Genomic DNA, 21,571 nt, shown 5'->3' on the forward strand with positions numbered 1-21,571 from the left:
GGCGGAACGGCACTGCCGTTCCGCCCGTCGCGGTTTCCGGATTGCGGCTTTCAACGCGGGATCAGGCGAAGGTGTCCTTGAACTGATCGCGCAGGACGTTCTTCTGGATCTTGCCCATGGTGTTGCGCGGCAGTTCGTCCAGCACATAGACCTTCTTGGGCTGCTTGAACTTTGCGAGCTTGTCGGCAAGCGGAGTGATCACCGCGTCCGCGTCGATCTTCGCTCCCTTGTGCGGCGCGACGACAGCCACGACCCCTTCGCCGAAATCCGCATGGGGAACGCCGATGACCGCGCTTTCGGCGACGCCCTCGATCTCGTCGATGACGGCTTCCACCTCGGCCGGATAGACGTTGAAGCCACCGGAAATGATGAGGTCCTTCGACCGGCCGACGATGGACACATAGCCGCGCTCGTCGATCCGGCCCATGTCGCCGGTGATGAAGAAACCGTCTGCACGGAACTCGGACGCCGTCTTCTCCGGCATCTGCCAGTATCCCTTGAACACGTTCGCGCCCTTGACCTCGATCACGCCGACCTCGCCCTGGGGCAGGGCCTTGCCGGTCTCGGGATCGGCGATGCGCAGATCCACGCCCGGCAGCGGGAAGCCGACGGTGCCCGGACGGCGGTCGCCGTCATAGGGGTTGGACGTGTTCATGTTGGTCTCGGTCATGCCGTAGCGCTCGAGGATGGCATGGCCGGTGCGGGCGCTGAACGCCTTGTGCACCTCGGCCGAAAGCGGCGCGGAGCCCGACACGAAAAGACGCATGTGCGAGGCGAGCTCACGCGTGAACGCGTCGCTTCCAAGCAGGCGGGCATAGAAGGTCGGGACTCCCATCATGGTGGTCGCCCTGGGCATCAGCCGCAGGATCTCGTCGAGGTCGAACTTCGGCAGGAACAGCAGCGAGCCGCCGGCCAGAAGCGTCACGTTGGTCGCGACGAACAGACCGTGGGTGTGGAAGATCGGCAGCGCGTGCAGAAGCACGTCGTCCGAGGTAAAGCGCCATTCGCGCATCAGCACCCGGGCGTTGGAGGCCAGATTCTCATGACTGAGCATGGCGCCCTTGGACCGGCCGGTGGTGCCGGAAGTGTAGAGGATCGCGGCCAGATCATCGGCCCCGCGCGCCACGTCCTCGAAGGAGGTCGCGGACGCGTCGGCAGCCGCGCTGAGCGATCCCTTGCCGGCACCATCCAGCGTCTCGAGCCGGGCACCGGTCTTTTCTGCGATCGGAGCAATGGCATCGCGGCGCGCGGGGTCGCAGACGACGACGGCGGGCTTGGCGTCGCCGACGAAATACTCCACCTCGGCGGGCGTATAGGCGGTGTTCAGCGGCAGGAAGACGCCGCCCGCGCGAACCGTACCGAGATAGAGCATGAGCGCGTCCGCGCTCTTCTCGACCTGCACCGCCACGCGGTCGCCCGGCGTGACGCCGAGGGCCACCAGAGCGTTGGCATAGGCGGCCGACCGCTCGACCAGTCCGTCATAGGTCAGCGTGGCGCCGTCCGGCGTCTCGATGAAAGGGGCGCTTCCGTCACTGATGGCGGCGCGGATCTCGGAGAAAAGATGGTTCACTTGCGTCATTCGACAGGGTCCGGTGTCTGTTTCTTCTGTTCTGGCACGGCCTTGAGCAGTCGGGAGACACTGCTCGACGCCGCGACGAGACCCGTTGCGGCAAAGGCTTCGTGGTTCTTTTCGATCTCGCCGAGATCGTAAAGATAGTTGACCATCAGCCCGAAGGACTGACGGCGTCCGTTGGCGGACGGATCGGCGTTCCAGTGCACGCGCTCCAGCCGCGCGCCATTGCCCAGATGGAACCGAGCGACGGGATCGAGCGGCCGGGTGCCCCGGCTTTTCTCGCGAACGAGATAATGGGCGCACAGCGCGCGAAGCGGCTCGCGCAGGCCCTCCGTCTGTTCCGCGTCATCAAGGATCGCGTTGACCGCATCGGTCGTGTCGCTTGCGGCGAGGCTTGCGCGGAACTCCGCCGGAAGGCTCTTCACGACGCTTCCCTCGCCGGCCTCGGCCGAACGTGTCAGCCATGCGCGGAAGCCCGGCACCGGCGACAGCGTCACGAAGGTCTTGAGACCGGGAAGGTCGCGCCGCAGTTCCTCCACCACCTGCTTGATCAGGAAGTTCCCGAAGGAGATGCCGCGCAGCCCTTCCTGGCAATTGGAAATGGAATAGAAGACGGCGGTCGTCGCCTCGCCGGCGGGCACCTCGTCCCGGTCCTCGGCGAGGATGGGGGGGATCGCGTCGGGGATCGCGCGCAGCAGCGCCACCTCGACGAAAATCAGCGGATCGTCGACAAGTGCCGGATGGAAAAAGGCATAGAGCCTGCGGTCGGGCAGCGCGATCCGACGCCGCAGGTCCTCCCAGCCGTGGATCTCGTGCACCGCCTCATAGCGGATGATGCGCTCCAGCACCGCCGCCGGGGTCGACCAGTCGATGCGCTGCATCACCAGAAAGCCCCTGTTGAACCAGGACGAGAACAGGTGCTCGAAATCGACGTCGATGTCCTTCAGCTCAGGCGCGTCGCGCAGGAGGCCCAGCAGGTCCTTGCGCATCTTCACCAGCGCCGTGGTCCCTCCGGGAGCAAGGTTCAGCCGCCGGATGAGTTCCTGTCGGCGCGGTTCGGAGGCCGCGTGCAGCACCCGCAGGCGCGCGGGGTCCCCGGGCGCCTGCAGCACCTCGCGGGCCGCTGCCGACACGCGCTCCCCGTCGGCCCCGAAGCGGGCATGCAGTTCGAGAAAGAAGCTCTTGCGCTCCGTCGCGTCGAGCGCGGCATAGCTTGTCAGGATGTCGCGCGCGAGCGCCACGCCGGACGCCTCTCCGCGTCCGGACAGGAGCGCTTCGCACAGATCGCCGAGACCCCGGCCGCTCGGGCTGCGCTCACGGCGCAGATCGAGAAGCTGGCGGCCCTGCTCGGCGATCGAGGAGAGCAGGTCGTTGAAGAAGCTCGTGGAGTTCATTGACCGGGTCCCATCACGAGGTCGGGAAGCAGAAGGGCGATCTGCGGAATGAAGCACAACAGAACGATGCCCAGCACCATGCAGCCCACATAGGGGATGGAGCCGCGCAGAACCTCGCCCAGAGAGATATTTGGTGCAATACCGTTGATAACATAGAGATTGAGGCCCACGGGTGGCGTGATGAGCCCGATTTCCATGTTGATGGTCAGCACGATCGCGAACCAGTAGGGATCGAAGCCCGCCTGGATGATGATCGGCAGCAGGATCGGCGCCGTCATCAGGATCACCGCCACCGGCGGCAGGAAGAACCCCGCGAACAGCAGGAACACGTTGATGATCGCCATCAGCACCCAGCGGTTCACGTCCAGATCGGCGATCCAGGCGGCGATGGTCTGGGTGATGAACAGCGACGACAGGGCGAAGGAGAACAGCTCCGAAGCGCCGATGATCATCATGATCATGACGCTTTCCTTCAGCGTGTCGCGGAAAAGCCCGGTGTAAAGCGAGGGCTTGAACAGCTTGTAGATCACCGCCACCAGCACGAGGCAGAGCAGCGCGCCCACGCCCGCCGCTTCCGAGGGCGTCGCCACACCGCCATAGAGCACAAAGAGGATCGCGACGATGATCGCCAGGAACGGCAGCACACGCGGCAGGACCTCGAAACGCTCCGCGAAGGAAAAGCGTCGCGTCACCATGTCCAGCCCGACGCCGCGCCGGCGACAGTCGTAGATCGTCCAGATCATGAACAGCGCGGTGAGCATGAAGCCCGGCACGAGACCGGCGAGGAAGAGACGCCCGATCGAGGTTTCGGTGGCGATGCCGTAGACGATCAGCGTGATCGAAGGCGGAATGAGAATGCCGAGCGTGCCGCCGGCGGCGATGGAGCCCGCCGCGATCTCGTTGGGATAGCCGCGCTTGGTCATCTCCGGGATGCCCATCTTGCCGATCGCGGCACAGGTGGCGGGCGAGGACCCGGACAGGGCGGCGAAGATCGAGCAGGCGCCAAGGTTCGACAGCACGAGGCCGCCGGGCACCCGGTTCAGCCAGCGGTCGAGGGCCTCGTAGAGATCCTTGCCGGCGGGCGAGGACGCCACGGCCGCTCCCATGAGGATGAACATGGGGATGGAGACGAGGCCGAAGGAGGCCAGGCCGCCGAAGAAGGTCTCCCCGAGAATGCTGAGACTGCCCCAGCCATCGGCGAGAATGAGGGCCGCGATGGAGACGAAGCCCAGCGCGAAGGCGATCGGCACGCCGAGCGCGAGAAGACAGAGCAGGACGGCGAGAACGGCCCCGGCCCAAAGCATCGGTGTCATTCGGCCACTCCGCAGATCTTCATGATTTCAGCGATGTACTGCAGCACCAGAACGCCGATGCCGAGCGGCAGGGGAAACAGCGGGATCCACAACGGGATCGCCCAGACCGTGTCCGTCCGCCAGCCGTAGGCCCATGCCTCGTGCAGGTAGATCCAGCCGGACCAGGCAAGCAGGGCGCAAAAGGCGATGCCGAAGAGGCCGGACAGGATCTGCATGGCCTTGCGTGCGGGGAGCGGAAGGCTCGTCTGCACCACGTCGACGTTCACGTGCCCCTTGTGCAGCAGCACGTAGGGCGAACCGAGGAAGGTGGCGGCGACCAGGGCGTAGATCACGTATTCGGTCTGCCAGATGGTGGAGCCGTTAAGGAAATAGCGCACGATCACCATGTGGGTGACCACGAGCGCGGCGGAGGCGGTGAGCAGCATCGCGGCAGCGCCAAGCGCGCGCGAAAGCGCCGTGATTGCAGTGACATAGAAGGTCATCGGGACGGCCTTCGGCTACGGTCGGGCCCGCGCGCATCGGCACGAGGCCGGCGTACGTGCCGAGAGAAAGGCCGGGACCGGTCAGACCGGCCCCGGAGGGAAAGACCCGTCGGCGCCAGCCGACGGGCACAAGGCGAACCCGCCGCGATCAGTCGACCGCGAGCGCCTTGGCGATCAGTTCCTCGCCGCCGGGAACGTTGTCGGCGAAGTTCTTGTAGGAGGTCTCCTTGGCGATCGCGAGCCAGGCGTCGTAGTTGTCGGCCGACATCTCGACCACTTCCACGCCCGCGTCCTTGAAGGCCTTGATCATCTTCGCGTCGAGCCCCTTCGCCTCGGCCGCGAAATAGTCCTCGGCCACCTTGCCCGCGGCCATCAGCGCGTCCTGCTGCTCCTTGGACAGCTTGTCCCAGCTGCGCTTGGACATGAGGATCGGCTCATACATGAACCACAGGGCATTGGCGCCCGGAGCCGTCAGGCAGGTGGTCTGTTCGTAGATGCGATAGGAGACGAACGAGCCGGATGAGGTGTTGGCCGCGTCGAGAACACCGGTCTGCAGGGCGGTGTAGATCTCCGAGGACGGCATCGAGGAAATCGACGCACCAGCCCCCACGAGCATCTGCTCGAACGCCGGACCGGCCGCGCGCGTCACCTGGCCCTGCATCGACTCGGGCGACGTGATGCACTGCTTCTTGGACGCGAACCCACCGGCGAGCCACGCATCCGCGATCACCACCACACCCGCGTCATTCACGATCTTCTTGATGTCGTCCATGAACGGCGAGGTGTTCAGGCGGGCGGCGCGGTCGTGGTTGCGCACGAGCCCCGGCATCAGTGTCGCCGAAAACTGCGGATGGCGCCCCGAGGCATAGTCCAGCGGAAAGGCGGAGATGTCGAGCTGGCCCTTGGTCATGGCGCCCCACTGCTCGCGCGCCTTGAACAGGGACTGCCCCGGATAGATCACGATCTCGACGCCAACGTCCGCCTTGGCCACCTCGCGCGCCAGGATCTGCACCATCTCGTCGCGCACGTCGCCCTTGCCGCCGGGCCACTGGTGCGAGGCCTTGAGTTTCACGTCAGCCGCACCGGCAGCCGGAATTGAAAGCGCCAGCGCCGTGGTTACCCCGAGCGCCAGCCGCGTCACAGTCTTGAGCATGTCGTCCTCCCTTTCGACAACCGGCGGCATCGCGCCTCCGGCCTGGCCGGCTCCTCCGCCGGCGCGAAACGGAACGGCCTCCTCCAGGCCGATCCCCTCTGGTTCGAACGCAGGCCTGCTTCGGATGCAGGTTTCCCCTCCGTCGTGCGTCAAGGCAATCACGCGGTGCGCATCCAAGTCAACGCATTTTGTATACAAGAGCAATCTTATTGCATATGTTCGTGGCCATGGACGACGTCACCGCCCCTTCCCGGCCGGCACTGCGGGCAGCCCGTGCCCTGCGCGAGGCGCTTGAGGACGATATCGCCTTTGGTGCGTATCCTCCGGGAACGCGTCTTGACGAGGTTTCCCTGGCGCGCCGCTTCGGCGTTTCGCGCACTCCCATTCGCGAGGCACTGATCGAACTCGCCGCCTCCGGTCTTGTCGAGATCCGTCCGCGTCGTGGCGCCTTCGTGCGCGAGATCGGCATTCCGGCTCTGATCGAAATGTTCGAGGTGATGGCCGAGCTCGAGGCCATGTGCGGCCGTCTGGCCGCGCGCCGCATGACGGGTGACGACCACAGGGAGCTGCAGGCCGTGCATGGCGCCTGCGAGGACGCCGCCCGTTCCGGCGACCAGAACGAATACTTCATGGCGAACGAGACGTTCCACCACACGATCTACCGGATGAGCGGCAACGCGTTTCTGGCCGAGCAGGCCCGCGCGCTGCAGAACCGGCTCAAGCCCTACCGGCGGCTTCAGCTTCGTGTCGGAAACCGGGTGCGCAACTCGTTTTCGGAGCACCAGGCCATCGTAGACGCAATCATTGCCGGCGACACGGCGGCGACCGACGCCGCGTTGCGCGCGCATGTGCTTATCCAGGGCGAGCGGTTCAACGATTTCGTGGCCTCGCTCGCCGCTGCGGGAAAGAGCCGCCCCACCACCTGATCGCGGATGCGAAAAAGCCGGACAGGTCGCCCTGCCCGGCTTCAGAAACGCGACCGCAAACCGGCCTCCAGATCAGGACGTCTTCTGCGCCTTCGACAGCACCACGACCTTTGTGTGGGTCGGCACGCGCTCGAACAGGTCCATCACGTCCTGGTTCCACATGCGGATGCAGCCGGACGACACGCTGCGCCCGATGCTCGAGGGCTGCTTGGTGCCGTGGATGCGATACAGCGTGTCGACGTTGCCCTGCCAGAGGTCCAGCGCTCGCGCGCCGAGCGGGTTCTTGGGGCCGCGCGGATAGCCGTCCTTCCAGTATTTCTCCAGGTGCGGGTTGCGCGCGATCATCTCCCGTGGAGGGCGCCAGAGCGGCCACACGCGCTTGACCCGGATCTTGGCATCGCCCGACCAGGCAAAACCGGCCTTGCCGACGCCGATGCCGTAGCGCAGCGCCTTGCCGCCCGGAAGGACCAGATACAGGAACTTGGAATAGGGATCGACAACCACGGTTCCCGAAGGCTGCCCGCCGTCGTAGTCGACGACCTGGCGCCAGTACTTGCGGTCGAAGTTCTTGTAGGGAATGGCCGGGACCTTGAAATCGTAGTCCGTGCGCGCCGCATAGGCCGCCGCATAGTCGAAATCGTCGCCGGGAAGCGGCGGATGGCTCGCCCCGGTCAGGCTCGCGGCCGTGTTCGTGGAGACGCCCGTCGACTGGCAGGCGGCCACGACAAGCGGCAATCCGACCACAAAGGCCCGCCGGCTCAGCACGCCGGCTCCTGCAAGATCGTCCTCGTTCGACGCCATGAATTCTCGCTCCAGAAGGTGCCGCCTCGACACACGCGGTTCTTCTATCGCATCATGCGGGACGAAGCGAGTGCAGGCGCGCAACGCTTGCCGAGATTGTTTGGCCGTGACAAACCGTCCAAGAAGCCTACATTTCGCATCGGCGCGCTCCTTAGGCCCCCTGGATCACGCCATCCGACCAGCGGGGACCCATCCTGGGTGAAATGACCGTACTCGAAGACGACATGGACGGCCGCCGGACAACGCTGAAGGCGGCGGTGGCCGAAACGATCGCGCTGCGTATCCTCGACGGCACCTACCCTGCCGACCACACGCTTCCCACCGAGGCCGACCTGCTCGGCGAACTCGGGGTCAGCCGGACCTGCCTGCGCGAGGCGCTGCAGATTCTCGTCGGAAAGGGCCTGATCTCGTCCCGTCCCAAGCACGGCACGCGGGTTCGCCCGTCGGTCGACTGGAACTTCCTCGACAGCGACATGCTCACCTGGCGGCGCAAGGTGGTGCCGCAGCACATCATCCTGGGCGAACTCGTCCGGGTTCGCGAACTGGTCGAGCCGGAAGCCGCAGCCCTTGCCGCGCGCCACGCCGACGCGCAGACCGTTTCCGAGATGCGTGAGGCACTTCACGCCATGGGGATCGCCGACGGCGCCCGGACGCCCGAAACCCTTGACGCAGACGTGCGCTTTCATCGCCTGATCCTTGCCAGCAGCGGCAATGCGCTCATCTCCGGTCTCGGTGCCTGCATCGAGAACGCATTGCGCGCCTCGATCGTCATCACTTCCGATCCCCGCGTGACCGACCCGATCGCCATCTCCCAGCACGCACACGTGCTGGAGGCCATCGAACGCCGCGACGCGGAGGGCGCCCGCGCGGCCATGGCGGAGCTCATCGGCCTGACCCGCGCGATGCTGGTACGTGCAGGGGCCCTTCGCACGGGCTGAGGCCGTCGGCGCACCGGCCTCCGGCTCTCACCTCACCATCTTGTGCCCCGCCTCGTCCTCTCTTACCAATGCCGCGACGCGGACGCTCGTCCGCCAGCGCGACATCACCTGTTCCACAGCCTGCAACGCGAGACTACATGGCCCCTCCCCTGCTTCACCTTCGCGACATCGCACTCACCTTCGGAGGCACGCCGCTGCTGACCTCCGCCGAGCTGCAGGTGGGAGAAGGCGACCGGATCGGCCTTGTGGGACGCAACGGCTGCGGCAAGTCGACCCTGCTCAAGATCGCCGCCGGGATGATCGAGGCCGACAGCGGCGAGCGTTTCGTGCAGCCCGGCCGGACCATCCGCTACCTGCCGCAGGAACCGGACCTCTCCGCCCACGAGACCGTTCTGGACTATGCAAGCGCCGGCCTCGCGCCCGGCGATGAGCCTTATCGCGTCCAGTATCTGCTCGAGGTGCTGGGTCTTACCGGAAACGAGAGCCCGGCCGCCCTCTCGGGTGGCGAGAAGCGTCGCGCCGCCCTTGCCCGGACGCTCGCCCCCGAGCCGGACATCCTGCTGCTCGACGAGCCGACGAACCACCTCGACCTTCCCGCCATCGAGTGGCTTGAGGGAGAGCTTGCCTCGATGAAGTCGGCGCTGGTGCTCATCAGCCACGACCGCCGTTTTCTCTCCGACCTGACCCGCGCGACCGTGTGGATCGATCGCGGCATCGCGCGCCGCCTCGACAGGGGCTTCGCCCATTTCGAGGCCTGGCGGGACGAGGTCTTCGAGCAGGAGGAACGCGACCAGCAGAAGCTCGCGCAGAAAATCAAGCGCGAGGAACACTGGATGACCTACGGCGTGACGGCACGGCGCAAGCGCAACATGCGCCGCGTGCGCGAACTCGCCGACCTGCGCGCCCAGAAGAAGAATCATCGCGGGCCGCAGGGCACCGTGAAGCTCTCCGTCGGCGAGACGGAGGTCTCGGGCAAGCGTGTCATCGAGGCCTTCGGAATCTCCAAGGATTTCGGCAACGGTCCCATCGTGCGCGACTTCTCGACCAGAATCCTGCGCGGTGACCGAGTGGGACTCGTCGGCGCCAACGGCGCCGGCAAGACCACGCTTCTGAAGATGCTGACGGGAGAGCTCGAGCCGGACACCGGATCGGTGACCATCGGCACGTCGCTGACCATGGTGACGATGGACCAGGGCCGCGCCTCGCTGAAGGACGATGACACGGTTTCCGAGGTCCTTACCGGTTCCGGCGGCGACACCGTGATGCTGCCCGACGGGCCGCGACACGTGATCTCCTACATGAAGGATTTCCTGTTCTCGCCCGAACAGGCCCGCACGCCGGTCTCCGCCCTGTCGGGCGGTGAGCGCGGACGTCTCATGCTCGCCCGCGCGCTGGCGCGCTCCTCGAACCTTCTGGTGCTCGACGAGCCAACCAACGATCTCGACCTGGAGACGCTGGACCTCTTGCAGGAAATGCTGGCCGACTATCCGGGCACCGTGCTGCTCGTCAGCCACGACCGCGACTTTCTCGACCGTGTCGCGACGTCGGTGATCTTCGCGGAAGGTGACGGCCTGTGGCGCGAATATGCCGGCGGATACTCGGACATGCTTGCCCAGCGCGGCGCCGGTGTCACGGCGCGGAAGGCGCAGGCCGCGCCTGCGCCGAAATCTGCGACGGCCAAGGCCGAGACGACATCCGAGCGTCCGAAGAAGAAGTCGAAGCTTACCTTCTCCCAGCAGCACCAGCTCAAGACGCTTCCCGGCGAGATCGAGAAGCTCAATCGCGAGATCGCGAAGCTTCAGGGCGAGCTGGAAGATCCGGACCTCTACGCCCGCGAGCCCAGGCGGTTCGACACCTTGATGGCGAAGCTCACCGACCTCCAGTCGAAGCTCTCGGACGCCGAGGACACCTGGCTGGAGCTGGAAATGCTGGCGGAAGAGGATGCGGCCGGCTGACGGCGGTCACACCTCAAAGAATGAGCCCCACGGCGAGCCAGATGTAGAGCGGCATTGGCGCGGCGCCCCACAGCAGGAGCCAGGGCCAGAGCGTGTTCCATGTCGGGGATGTACGGGTCATGCCAGGCTCCCTGCGACTGTCCAGACGGTGAGGGCCACGACGGCCAGGATGCCGGTCGCGAAAGCGCTTCGCGCGGCGGTGAAGAGCGAGCGGCCGGTCGCGTCGAGAACGGGTGCGCGCGGCGCCTCGTCATCGTCGCGGCTTCCAAGCGTCAGGACACCCAGGTAGGCGGTGAAGAACAGAAACGCCCCGGCTTCCGCGACAAGCACGGCGAATGCTGCGAAGGTCATGTCCGTCTCTCCTTCAGTATGGGCGGCACGCCCGAGATGGCGAATTCCAGGCTCTGGGCGATGCGCCGGGCCTTCTCCATGAAAAAGTCCACGGCTTCCGGCGAGGGCGCGGTGTCACGCAACGTCTGGTGAAACAGCGCCAGCCAGACCGCGAAATGCGGCGGCTTGAGATCGGACAGCTTCTGGTGCGCGGGCACCGGGCGGCCGTCATAGCGGGTGTCGCCGAGCGCGACCGAAGCCCAGAAGTCCTTCATCTTCGCAAGATGCGGCCCCCAGTCGCCGGGGATGGCACGCGCGAAGATCGGCCCGAGTTCGGGATCCGACCGCACGCGGTCGTAGAAGGTCTCGACGAGTGTCGAGATATAGGCTTCGTCGACCCCGAGACGTCCGGCGGCCAGTCGCATGTCCCGCCGCCTGTCGTTTGCGCTGCGCACGCGAATGTCGCTCATGCCGCCTCTCCCGTCAGAAGATCCCGAAGGCCAGCATTTCCGCCGACGAGATCCTCGAGTGTGTAGTCGTCGAGAACCGAGAAGAAGGCTTCCCGCGCCTTCGCCAATGCCCGCTTCAACCTGCAGGCGGGCGCGATCCTGCACATGCCGTTGCCGCCAGGAAAGCACTCGACGAGCGCCGTGCGCTGCTCGAGTTCACGCACGATGGCACCGACGCTGATACGGCCCGCCGGGCGGGCCAGACGCAATCCGCCGAGGCGGCCACGCTGGCTCTCCACGAAACCGGCCTGGGCCAGCGTTCCGGCAACCTTCATCAGATGGTTTCGCGAGATGTCGTAGCGCGCGGCCACATCGGCGATCGTCACCAGCCCTTCGCCGGCAAGGGCCAGCTGCATCATCATGCGCAGGGCATAATCGGTGTGAAGGGTCAGGCGCATCCGGGCATCTCCTGCTTAATCATGCATATGAGATACCTCTTTTACATCACGATCGCAACAAAGAGGTATTACGGATGCATATTTTACGGGTGACCCAACGGATCACGAGCTGCCGTCAGAACGCGCTCTCGCTCAGAAGGGTCTTGCCGTCGGCGACCAGCCGGAGCGGCGCCGACTTCCCGTCCGCGGTAAGGGCGACCACAAGGCGCAGCGTGTCGCCCGGCAGGCGCTCGATCTCGCGTCCCCGTCCCTCCGGCACATAGAAGGCGGTCAGGCCGTAGTCGATGTTGACGACGTCCTGCCACACCGACCTGACATGCCCGGCAAAGACCCGGCGGCCGTCCTGCGGCGGGCTTCGCAGGATCTCGACGGCGCGTGAGACGCCATCCTCGTCGGCCTCGACCACCGTCCACACCTCGTCGCCGGCACGAAACTCGCCGGTGTCCCTTGCAAGGTCGAGGGCCACACGCCCGATCTGCGGGTTGAGGATCACATAATCGCCGCGCAGCAGGTCACGCGGGTCGACCGGACGCAGCGCGAGCGTCACCTCGTTACCGGTCGCATGCACGATCAGGCGTTCGCCGAGCGTCGTCAGGATCAGCCCAATCTGGATGAATGCCGCGAGGCCCCAGAGGACGAGCGGCCGGGCCGTGATGCGGCGTGCGCGGGCCATCATTCGCCTCCCTCCCCGGCCGTATCTTCAGGCACGGCCTTTCTCCGGCTCATGCGCCGCGACACCAGAAGAGCGGTGACGACAAGCACGACACCGGCGATCATGAAGAAGATCGACTGCCCGAGCAGCGAACCGACGGCGCGCCAGAAGACATAGAGCAGCCCGGCCGCAAGCGACAGATTGCCGGTGGCGATCCACATGCGCGACGACATCGCAGTGCCCGCGATGCTGATGCCGAGCATCAGCACGAGCGCCAGGACCGTCTGCAGGATCTCCCGGTGCGGCAGGGCCAGAACGACGACGGCCAGGACCAGCCCGGAAAACGCGATGCAAATCACCGCCAGCGGCGCGTGTGCGTTCCCACGGGACCAGAGCAGAAGACCGGTCGGCACAAGCGAGGCGAGAAGCAGCACCCAGACCAGCGGCGACAGGAAGGACGCCAGCACCGCCAGCGGAGGCATGTCCTGCGGAACGCCGAGGGTGACGGCGGTCAGCGCGAGAACGGCAATCATGAAGACGCCAAGCGATGCCGCGGCCCCGGCGAGATCGGCGGAATACAGCAGATGCCGGTCACCGGCTGACGAAGTCCGGGAGGCCCGGGGCATACCCGCTCCGGCCCAGCCCCACAGAACAAGCGACGCGGCGAAAACCGCGCCGCCGAAATAGAAGACCACGGCCGCCAGCGTCTCCTCCGCGAGGACAGGGTCCGATGCGTCGCCAATCAGAAGCCAGCCGTAGGAGACGCAGGCCTGAAGAAGCACGGCCCATCGGCCGGCCGCAGACGGATAGCGGACCGCGTGCAGGGCCGTCGCCAGCAGCAGCGCCACCACGATCGTCGCCGTGACCGGCGTCGGGTCCGCACCTTCACCGTGCGCCACGACCCAGGACATCGACGCCAGCGCGGCAACAACGAGACTCGCGCGGGATCCGCAGAGCCAGGCGGCGGCTAGACTGCCGACCGTCACCAGCATCGCGCCGGCGGGCCAGTCCTGGGGCAGGTGATACATCTGTCCGACCAGCGCCAGGCCCGACATGAAGACCAGCGTGGCAAACATGGTGAGAAGATCGGCGACGAGGCGCCGCCCCCGGCTCGCCGCGACACCGGCAAGCACATGGGTACCCGCGAGCAGGGCCAGAATGCCGGAAAGCTTCGCCACGCGGGGAATCGCCTCCCAGTTCGCCGCGACGAAGGCGGCAACCGCGAGTGCGAGACAGATGACGCCGATGGACGCGAGAAGGCCCGGAATCCGGCTTGCGCCTCCAGATGCCTCGGCCACATCCTTGCGGATATGCCCGGCCCCCTCGGCATTCACCCAGCCGCGGGCCTGCCAGCGTTCGAGATCTGCAAGAAGGCGAGTTCGATACCTGGAAATGACGCGTGCTCCCCGGACCATTCCGACCAGAGGGACTGATCGGATGCCATCGCGTCAAAATTGCGACGGTTCAGCCGACTATCATCTGAAGACAATAGCGCGCAACCATGGCGATGACCGCGCTGGCGGGAACGGTGACGACCCAGGCCATGACGATCGTCAGCAGGTGGGCGCGGCGCACGAGGTGACGCCGATGCAGGTCGGGCGCACGATCCATGCCGTCGGCGTCCGTTTGCTGGTCGGAGGACCTGGCGCGGGAACCACGCCCCTTGTTGGAAACCCATTCGCGATAGAACCCGACGCCGAACACCGCGCCAACCGCGATATGCGTCGAGGAGACGGGAAGCCCGAAGGCGCTGGCCATCAGCACCACCGTGGCGGTCGCGAGCACGACGCAGAAGCCGCGCACCGCGTTGAGCCGGGTAATGCGCTCGCCGACCATGCGCACCAGACGCGGACCGAACAGCAGCACGCCGAGGCAGATGCCCAGCGCGGCGATCGCAAGCACGGACATGCCGAACTCGAGATGCTCGGCTCCCGGCGTGGACTCCACCACGGCGAAGATCGCCGCGACCGGACCGACCGCATTGGCGACGTCGTTCGCGCCATGGGCAAAGGAAAGCAGCGCGGCGGCGGCGGCAAGCGGCACGCGGAAGAGCTGGCGAAGGGTCGGCAGTTCATCCCCCTTCGCCACCGTCAGGCGGTCCAGCACCGAACGCGCCAGCAGATAGGCGCCCAGACCCGCGATCGCGACGGCCGCCCCCATGACGGCGGCGGAGACACCGCCGCTGCGCGGCGGAACGACGACAAGCATGTAAAGGGTGAACGTTCCAGCCATCGCGGCAAAGATCACCGGCACCCAGGTCCGTGCCGCCGCGACCCTGTCCTCGCGCTGCACGATGCCCCGGTGAATGACCGCCAGCATCGCCGCCGCGACGAGCGCTCCGGCAAGCGGCGTGACAAGCCATGACATGGCGACGAGCAACAGCGTCGGCCCGGAGAGCGCGCCAAGGCCGACGGCCCCGATCCCCGCGCCCAGGACACCTCCCACCACCGCATGAGTGGTGGAGACGGGCGCGCCGATCAGCGTGGCGATGTTGACCCACACCGCTGCCGCGACAAGGGCGGCCAGCATGGCGAGCGTGAAATCGCCGGCGTTCTGGAATACATCGGAGTTCAGGAGCCCGGTGGAGATCGTGTCCACGACCCGGTCGCCGACGAGCAGCGCTCCCGCGCCCTCGAAGACTGCCGCGATCAGCAGGGCCGCGCCCATGGTGAGCGCGCGGGCCCCCACCGCCGGCCCCATGTTGTTGGCCACGTCATTGGCGCCGATGTTCAGCGCCATGTAGCCGCCGAGCGCCAGCGCGGCGGTCAGCAACAGCCATTGGGGATGGCTCTGCAGGACGACGGCCGAAATCAGGAAGACTGCAAGCAGGAACGCCGCACCGCAGGCAATCGCGATGCGCGACCTTGCGAAGAAGACGGTCGCCTCCTCCGCATAGGTGATCTTGTCCAGATCCTTGTCGAGCGCACTACGCCCCGACGTGGAACCCGTCATCTTCGGCTCCGGCTGGCGTTTTCCGGATCGCTCGACCGGATCCCGTACCCGGTCACGAGAATCCATCATGCCAGACGGTCGAAGACAGTCTTGTTACGAAGAAGAGCAGAAAGTTCCGGCTCATGGACGAGACGGGCGGCCTCGTCCGGCTCGAACCAGCGCAGCGAACGCTGCCCCTGCTCCGGCCAGTTGTCCTCCTGCGCCTCGACGCGAAGCGGAAAGACATGCACCCGCACCCGGCGCTGGAAGCCACTGTCGAGCCCCTTGAGGTAGCGGAAGCTTCCGAGAGCGCGTTCGCCCACGGCGCCGGTGAACCCGGTTTCTTCCCAGGCCTCCTGCGCGGCGGATCCCGCCAGCGAGAGCTTCTTGTGCGGCCAGCCCTTGGGCAGGACCCAACGCCCGGTGTCGCGGCTCGTCGCCATGAGGATCTCGACGCGCCCTTCCGCGTTTCTCCGCCAGGGGAGAGCCGCCACCTGAACGGCCTCGGGCTTGCCGCCGAGCAGCAGACGCACCTTCTCCAGCACCCGGTCGAAACGGGTCGGCAGCTTGGGAAGGGTCACGTCGGCCAGGGCCATTTCTGGAGGCCTTTCAGAGCTAGGCTTTCGAAAAGAAAGACAGAATCACTTTTGCCGGCACACATGCCAGCACACCATGAGTAGATAGGCTGCTTCGTACGCTTTCGCAAGAAAAAAGCGCACTCATTTCGCTTTTCGGCAGTGTCGGCCCAGTTGCCCGCCAGACCCTGCCCCAAGGTCAGGTTTCCAGGTCAAGCATCTGGCGAATGGACGATTTCCCGCGTCTCGCGGAAACGGATGTCCGGGTGTTTCTCGCCGATGTAGGAGACCTCCCACGCATTCTTGAACAGATACACGGGCCGATCGTCGCGATCATGCGCCAGGTGGGAACGATTCGTATCAAGGAACTTCTTGAGCGCCAGCTCGTCGTCGCATTCCACCCAGCGCGCGGTGTTGTAGGGAACCGGGTCGAAGCCGATCTCCGTGCCGTATTCCGTCGCGAGACGGTCGATCACCACATCGAGCTGCAGGATGCCGACAACGCCGACGATCCAGTTGGAACCGATGGAGGGCTTGAAGATCTGCACAAGCCCCTCCTCGGCGAGATCCTGAAGCCCCTGGCGCATCTGCTTCACGCGCATCGTGTCACTGAGGCGCACGCGGCGCAGGACTTCCGGGGCGAAGGCCGGCAGACCCGTAACGTGGATCTCCTCCCCCTCGCTCAGCGTGTCGCCGACGCGGAGCTGGCCGTGGTTGGGCACGCCGATGACGTCGCCCGGATAGGCCGTCTCGGCAAGCTCGCGCTCCTCGGCGAAGAAGAAGATCGGCGCGGACACGGCAATCGTCTTACCCGCGCGCACGTGCTTCAGCTTCATGCCGCGCTTGAAGACGCCCGAGCACAGGCGCACGAAGGCGATGCGGTCACGATGCTTCGGGTCCATGTTGGCCTGGACCTTGAACACGAAGCCGGTGACCTTCGGCTCCTCGGGACGGATGACGCGCGATGTCGCCGGCTGTGCATGGGGCGGCGGACCGAACTCGGCGATGAACTCGATGATCTCCTCGACGCCGTAGTCGCGCAGCGCCGATCCGAAGAAGACCGGCGTGAGATGCCCCTCGAGGAACGCCTCGCGATCAAACGCGGGATAGGCTTCCGCGCCCAGTTCGACGTTCTCCTCGAGCTCGCCCATCACGTTGGCGAAAACGGTGTCGGTCAGCAGCGGATCATCGAGACCCGACACCTCGTGCATGATGTCGAAGCGCTGGCCCCGCCCCTCGCTGGACGTCAGGTAACGCTTCTTGCGCCAGTCGTAGACGCCGAAGAAGTCCGAGCCCATGCCCACCGGCCAGGTCATCGGGGTGACGTCAAGCGCCAGCGCTTCCTGGATCTCGTCGAGAGCTTCGAGCGGGTGACGCCCCTCACGGTCGATCTTGTTGACGAAGGTGATGATGGGAATGTCGCGCAACCGGCAGACCTCGAACAGCTTGCGCGTCTGGGTCTCGATGCCCTTTGCGGCGTCGATCACCATGATCGCGGCGTCCACAGCCGTCAGCGTGCGGTAGGTGTCCTCGGAAAAGTCCTCGTGGCCCGGTGTGTCGAGCAGGTTGAAGGTGATGCCGTCACGCTCGAAGGTCATGACCGACGAGGACACCGAGATGCCGCGCTCCTGCTCGATCTTCATCCAGTCGGAACGTGCCCGGCGCCGCTCGCCGCGCGCGCGCACCTGACCGGCCGCCCGGATGGCGCCGCCGGAGAAAAGCAGCTTCTCCGTCAGCGTGGTCTTGCCCGCATCCGGATGCGAGATGATGGCGAAGGTGCGCCGCGTCATGTAGGGCGCCTGCGCGGCGCCCGTCGCGGTCTGCGTATCGGTGAGGCTCATGCCGTCTCCCAGGCCGGTTCTCCGGCCAAGCGTGGTCTTCGGATCTTCAGGCGCGGCGCGGTCACGCCGCCGCCATCTTGCCGAGACCTCTAGTGGAGTCCGGCAAAAAACGCCAGTGCCGGATACGGCGCCGCGCATTGCCGTGGCGCGGCGCGACGGCTATGGCTTTGTCGTCGCCCCCCTCCTTGTGCACGGATCCCGCATGCCGCTCATCTCCCGCCGTTTCCTGCCGGTCGCCACCGGCCTCGTTCTTCTTGTCGCGACGGCGATCGTGCTGCTTGCCATGGGGCGGGTTCCCATCTGCACTTGCGGAGAGGTGAAGCTTTGGACCTGGGACGTCACCTCCTCGGACAACTCCCAGCACATCGCGGACTGGTACACCTTCTCGCACATCATCCACGGCATGATCTTCTACTGGGTGCTGCATCTTGCCGCCCCGCGCCTGTCGCTCGGCTGGCGCGCCGTCGCGGCCCTTGTGGTCGAGGCCGCATGGGAAATCGTCGAGAACAGCCCCTGGATCATCGACCGCTACCGCGAAGCGACGATCGCCGCCGGCTACACCGGCGACAGCGTTCTGAACTCCGTCTTCGACATTCTCTGGATGCTGCTCGGCTTCTGGCTCGCCCTGCGCCTGCCGGTGTGGCTGACGGTGGTTCTGGCGCTCGCGATGGAAGTCGTCGCCGCGCTCGTCATCCGCGACAATCTCACCCTCAACGTGGTGATGCTGGTCTGGCCGCTCGATACGATCCGCGAATGGCAGGCTGCCGCAGGCCTTTGATCCCGCCGTCTTGACAGGCCCGGACGCCGAAGCGACTGTCCGCCCGTCTTCAACCGCTCCGGCCCGCACATGTCCCTCGTTCTACCGCTCTCGCTCGCAGCCGTCGGAGGCGGTCTCGCCACCGCGATCGCCGCCCACGACTTCTTCGAGGGCGAGACGCTGGTCGCGGACCTGATCCGGACGGCGCGCCTCGCGCGCGCGGATCTCGCCGACCTCGACCGCAAGGCCATGGCGCGCCGGCGTTCCGACGCCATCGTGACGCTGACGACCATTCCAAGCCGCATCGGGCTTATCGGCATGACGCTGAAGAGCCTGCTCGACCAGACGCTCCCGCCCGCGCGCATCCACCTCAACATCCCCCGCCATTCGCGACGGGAGAATTGCGCCTACGACGTGCCGGACTGGCTCGAGGCGCTGGAGATGGTCAGGATCGTGCGCTGCGAGGACGTCGGCCCGGCGACAAAGCTCTTCCCCACGCTGAGCGGCGCCAGCGACGGTCAGGCGATCATCGTGGTCGATGACGACCGCATCTATCCGCCGGGCTTCGTGGAGACGCTGAGCGCGGCGGGCGACGGCGACCCGGATGCGGCCTGCGGCCTGTCGGGCTGGGTGGTTCCGGCGGATTTCACCGACCGCCCGACGACGATCGGAAGCAATCTCCACATGCAGCCTCCGGCGCCCGTGCGGGCGCGCCGCCTGCGCAAGCCCTTCGAGATCGATATCCTGCAAGGGTTCTCCGGGTATCTCGTTCGTCCGCGCTTCTTCCCCGAAATGGACGCGATGCTTGCCCATCGCGACGCGCCTCCCGAGGCGTTCTATGTCGACGACGTGTGGATCTCGGGCTTCTGCGCGGCACGCAAGTTCGTGGTTCCGTCGAAACGTGCCGGCTTCCAGCAGTGGACCCGCAAGGGGCTCTACCGGGCCTCCAGCCTGGGTCTCGTCAACCGTGGCGGCGGGACGCCGGAGACCCGCAACAACACCATCGTCATCCGTCACATGGCAGACCGCTGGACGGTGGGCGGCCACGCGCTCGGAAAGGCAGCCGTCAGCAGCCGTGAAGCGGGTGCAGCCGACGCGTCACCTCCGGCAGGATCCGCTCAAGCTCGGCCAGCACCCGCGGATCGCGCGCAAGGAAGCGCTTCGCGGCCGGATTGAGTGCATTCAGTCGTCGGCCAAGCCACGGAACGCCTGAAACGAAGCCGAGCCGCGTGCGCAGGTCGAAGGCCACGACATCGCCCGACAGCGAGATGTGATGCGGCGAGGTCAGCCGCGCGAAACGCGCCAGCGGGTGGTCGTCGCCAACCGCCTCCTCGACATGGGCGCCGCCGGAGTCCTCGCCCGTGCGGCGGATTTCGACGGCCTCGCCATAGTATGTCCGGTTCGCCTGCATGGGACGCAGGACGGTTCCGTCGGCCTCGGCCAGCGGATCGCCCGCGCCACGCCCGTAGCCGTGCCGTCCGTCGGCGAACACTCCGGTCCCGTTCACCGGATCCGGCTTCAGATCCCCGTCCGGAAGCCCCGCCATGCGATACACGGCCAGCGTTCTCGCCTCCTCGGACCCGCCGGCACGCTCGCAGGACACCAGTCGCCAGCCCTGCCCATCCGGCCAGGCCAGCGCGTCCACCGCGTCCACGTCGTGCTCCAGGCGCCGCACCCGGCGCCAGCGGTCGGGAAACCGCTCGCAGACGTAGAGGTCGAGCGCGCCCACCGCGCAGGTCTCGGGCAGCATCAGGAGCGCGCCGTCCGCCGCAAAGACATAGGGAAATGATGCGTGCTCGCGGATCGGCAGCACCGGCACGACCGGCCCGCACGGCCTCAGGTCCTCGCCAAGCTCGATCGCCACCAGTCGGCCGCGCTGCTCCAGGTACTCGAACTCCTCGACGAACAGCCACAGGCGCCCCTCGACGCGTCGCAGGAACGGGTCGGCGTAATAGCTGAAGGTCGGCGCCGGAACCGCAACGGGGGCACTCATGCCCGTCCGCATCAGGAAGACCTGGAAATGCTCCTTGGGAAACCGGTGCAGCCCCAGAATCCGGCGGCGATAAAAGTCCTGCCAGCGAAGATTGAGCCGGTCGCCAGCCTTGTAGGCCCGATACCAGAGGCCCTGCAGCGGGTCGGTCCAGGCCGGGCGGCGCGCGTCGATCTTGTTGCGCGTCGAGGCCCAGCGGATGGGCCGGGGGGAGGAAATGTCCACGTCCTCGTCGCCGAGTTCCACCTTCCCGGCGGCCTCCGCCCGCAGCAGCAGGACGGTGAGCACGCTCTGATCCGCATTGTGGGTGGCCGAGGCCGGGCGAAACGCCTCCTCGTCCAGGGCGAGACGGGCCCAGTCCTCAAGAACCTCCCGCGCGCCCGGATGGTCCCAGTCGAAGCCCAAGAGCCCGCCGAGACGAATTTGCCGATCGAGGAACGCGGGCTCGACACCGAGATGCCCGAGCACTCGCGGCTCGCACCTTTGGGCGAGATTCGACTGGCCCTTCAGGGTATAGAGGCCGGTTCGCCCGAGAGTGGAAAGCGGTTCGTCGAGGCCGGCGTGCAGCAACGTCGCGCTGTCGAACCAGAACACCTTGCCGCCGAAACGGCGCGCGGCCTCCAGGATGGCGAGCGGTTTCCAGGCGAAGGTGCCGCTTGAAACGGCCACATGCGGAGGATGGGCGTGAAAAGGAAAGGGCACGATCGCGGCGAAGGGAAAACGGCGCGCGATGCGCTCGCGGTCACCAGGCGCAAGCCCGAGATCGACGACGAGAACACGGGCGACCGCATCGCCCCGGTGACGTTCAAGACTGGCCAGAAAACGATGTAGCGTGCGTGCGAAGCGCGCATCGGCGCCCGTCACGACCGTGAGCGCACCCGATGCCTCCGCGGCTGCGCCCTGCCCGGCCGGTGCCGTTTCCAAGGTCGCTCCCGTTCCCATGTGTCGCTCTGCCCCCGCAAGGGCCGCCTCACACCCGGGCGGCCGATCCCCGCGCTTTCTTCCACGCAAGCCCGTCGCCTGCAAGCGCAAGAACACGCGCGACGACAAGTC

General features: G+C 66.5%; 20 protein-coding genes. 5 read left to right on the top strand and 15 right to left on the bottom strand.

The window, feature by feature from the left end:
* Positions 1-61: 61 nt before the first annotated feature.
* The 5 genes from ACYX4S_RS12130 to dctP form a co-directional block, all read right to left on the bottom strand.
* The gene (locus tag ACYX4S_RS12130; RefSeq protein ID WP_476360355.1) at positions 62-1,579 is read right to left on the bottom strand and encodes a malonate--CoA ligase; all 1,518 of its coding nucleotides are present in this window, start codon (positions 1,577-1,579) and stop codon (positions 62-64) included.
* On the bottom strand, positions 1,576-2,967 hold the full coding sequence (locus ACYX4S_RS12135) for a malonyl-CoA decarboxylase (RefSeq protein WP_476360356.1): 1,392 nt from the start codon (positions 2,965-2,967) through the stop codon (positions 1,576-1,578). Before ACYX4S_RS12135 ends, ACYX4S_RS12130 begins: the two co-directional genes overlap by 4 nt.
* Positions 2,964-4,280, bottom strand: coding sequence for a TRAP transporter large permease (locus ACYX4S_RS12140; RefSeq protein ID WP_293722533.1), 1,317 nt, complete (start codon positions 4,278-4,280; stop codon positions 2,964-2,966). The genes ACYX4S_RS12135 and ACYX4S_RS12140 overlap by 4 nt, the downstream gene beginning before the upstream one ends.
* Entirely contained in the window at positions 4,277-4,762 is a 486-nt protein-coding gene (locus ACYX4S_RS12145; protein WP_293722536.1) for a TRAP transporter small permease subunit, read from the bottom strand. Before ACYX4S_RS12145 ends, ACYX4S_RS12140 begins: the two co-directional genes overlap by 4 nt.
* Before the next feature lie 148 nt (positions 4,763-4,910).
* Positions 4,911-5,915, bottom strand: coding sequence for a TRAP transporter substrate-binding protein DctP (gene dctP, locus ACYX4S_RS12150; protein WP_476360357.1), 1,005 nt, complete (start codon positions 5,913-5,915; stop codon positions 4,911-4,913).
* Between the two features lie 215 nt (positions 5,916-6,130).
* On the opposite strand from dctP, the gene ACYX4S_RS12155 reads away from it, so the two are divergent.
* The gene (locus tag ACYX4S_RS12155; RefSeq protein ID WP_476362863.1) at positions 6,131-6,841 is read left to right on the top strand and encodes a GntR family transcriptional regulator; all 711 of its coding nucleotides are present in this window, start codon (positions 6,131-6,133) and stop codon (positions 6,839-6,841) included.
* Positions 6,842-6,913: 72 nt separating this feature from the next.
* Here the strand turns inward: ACYX4S_RS12155 and ACYX4S_RS12160 are convergent, their stop codons facing one another.
* Positions 6,914-7,642 carry a L,D-transpeptidase gene (locus tag ACYX4S_RS12160; RefSeq protein ID WP_476360358.1) on the bottom strand — a complete coding sequence of 243 codons (729 nt, stop codon included), beginning with the start codon at positions 7,640-7,642 and terminating at the stop codon, positions 6,914-6,916.
* 203 nt (positions 7,643-7,845) lie between these two features.
* Between ACYX4S_RS12160 and ACYX4S_RS12165 the strand changes: the two genes are divergently transcribed.
* Together ACYX4S_RS12165 and ACYX4S_RS12170 are read left to right on the top strand one after the other, a co-directional pair.
* Positions 7,846-8,580 carry a FadR/GntR family transcriptional regulator gene (locus tag ACYX4S_RS12165; protein ID WP_476360359.1) on the top strand — a complete coding sequence of 245 codons (735 nt, stop codon included), beginning with the start codon at positions 7,846-7,848 and terminating at the stop codon, positions 8,578-8,580.
* A gap of 137 nt (positions 8,581-8,717) precedes the next feature.
* Positions 8,718-10,535 (top strand): ABC-F family ATP-binding cassette domain-containing protein, encoded by a 1,818-nt coding sequence (locus tag ACYX4S_RS12170; RefSeq protein ID WP_476360360.1) that lies wholly within the window; start codon positions 8,718-8,720, stop codon positions 10,533-10,535.
* Between the two features lie 117 nt (positions 10,536-10,652).
* On the opposite strand, the gene ACYX4S_RS12175 is transcribed toward ACYX4S_RS12170, so the two are convergent.
* The 8 genes from ACYX4S_RS12175 to ACYX4S_RS12210 all read right to left on the bottom strand — a co-directional run bounded on the left by ACYX4S_RS12175 (position 10,653) and on the right by ACYX4S_RS12210 (position 17,771).
* The gene (locus ACYX4S_RS12175) at positions 10,653-10,886 is read right to left on the bottom strand and encodes a hypothetical protein (RefSeq protein WP_476360361.1); all 234 of its coding nucleotides are present in this window, start codon (positions 10,884-10,886) and stop codon (positions 10,653-10,655) included.
* Positions 10,883-11,335, bottom strand: coding sequence for a group III truncated hemoglobin (locus ACYX4S_RS12180; RefSeq protein ID WP_476360362.1), 453 nt, complete (start codon positions 11,333-11,335; stop codon positions 10,883-10,885). The genes ACYX4S_RS12175 and ACYX4S_RS12180 overlap by 4 nt, the downstream gene beginning before the upstream one ends.
* Entirely contained in the window at positions 11,332-11,772 is a 441-nt protein-coding gene (locus tag ACYX4S_RS12185; RefSeq protein WP_293722549.1) for an RrF2 family transcriptional regulator, read from the bottom strand. The genes ACYX4S_RS12180 and ACYX4S_RS12185 overlap by 4 nt, the downstream gene beginning before the upstream one ends.
* A gap of 115 nt (positions 11,773-11,887) precedes the next feature.
* Complete coding sequence (locus ACYX4S_RS12190; RefSeq protein WP_476360363.1) at positions 11,888-12,445, bottom strand: GDYXXLXY domain-containing protein; 558 nt, start codon at positions 12,443-12,445, stop codon at positions 11,888-11,890.
* The gene (locus ACYX4S_RS12195; RefSeq protein ID WP_476360364.1) at positions 12,445-13,839 is read right to left on the bottom strand and encodes a DUF2157 domain-containing protein; all 1,395 of its coding nucleotides are present in this window, start codon (positions 13,837-13,839) and stop codon (positions 12,445-12,447) included. Before ACYX4S_RS12195 ends, ACYX4S_RS12190 begins: the two co-directional genes overlap by 1 nt.
* 49 nt (positions 13,840-13,888) lie before the next feature.
* Entirely contained in the window at positions 13,889-15,376 is a 1,488-nt protein-coding gene (locus ACYX4S_RS12200; RefSeq protein ID WP_476360365.1) for an inorganic phosphate transporter, read from the bottom strand.
* Between the two features lie 65 nt (positions 15,377-15,441).
* On the bottom strand, positions 15,442-15,951 hold the full coding sequence (locus tag ACYX4S_RS12205) for an NUDIX hydrolase (RefSeq protein ID WP_476360366.1): 510 nt from the start codon (positions 15,949-15,951) through the stop codon (positions 15,442-15,444).
* Positions 15,952-16,142: 191 nt separating this feature from the next.
* Complete coding sequence (locus ACYX4S_RS12210; RefSeq protein ID WP_476360367.1) at positions 16,143-17,771, bottom strand: peptide chain release factor 3; 1,629 nt, start codon at positions 17,769-17,771, stop codon at positions 16,143-16,145.
* Positions 17,772-17,973: 202 nt separating this feature from the next.
* Here ACYX4S_RS12210 and ACYX4S_RS12215 point away from each other — a divergent pair, with 202 nt between their 5' ends.
* Together ACYX4S_RS12215 and ACYX4S_RS12220 are read left to right on the top strand one after the other, a co-directional pair.
* Entirely contained in the window at positions 17,974-18,549 is a 576-nt protein-coding gene (locus ACYX4S_RS12215) for a DUF2585 family protein (RefSeq protein ID WP_476360368.1), read from the top strand.
* 69 nt (positions 18,550-18,618) lie between these two features.
* On the top strand, positions 18,619-19,704 hold the full coding sequence (locus ACYX4S_RS12220; RefSeq protein WP_476360369.1) for a glycosyltransferase family A protein: 1,086 nt from the start codon (positions 18,619-18,621) through the stop codon (positions 19,702-19,704).
* Here the strand turns inward: ACYX4S_RS12220 and ACYX4S_RS12225 are convergent.
* Complete coding sequence (locus ACYX4S_RS12225) at positions 19,595-21,460, bottom strand: glucosamine inositolphosphorylceramide transferase family protein (RefSeq protein WP_476360370.1); 1,866 nt, start codon at positions 21,458-21,460, stop codon at positions 19,595-19,597. The genes ACYX4S_RS12220 and ACYX4S_RS12225 overlap by 110 nt on opposite strands.
* Between the last annotated feature and the right edge of the window lie 111 nt (positions 21,461-21,571).

The sequence above is a fragment of the Stappia sp. ABD4_338 genome, from assembly GCF_056312175.1.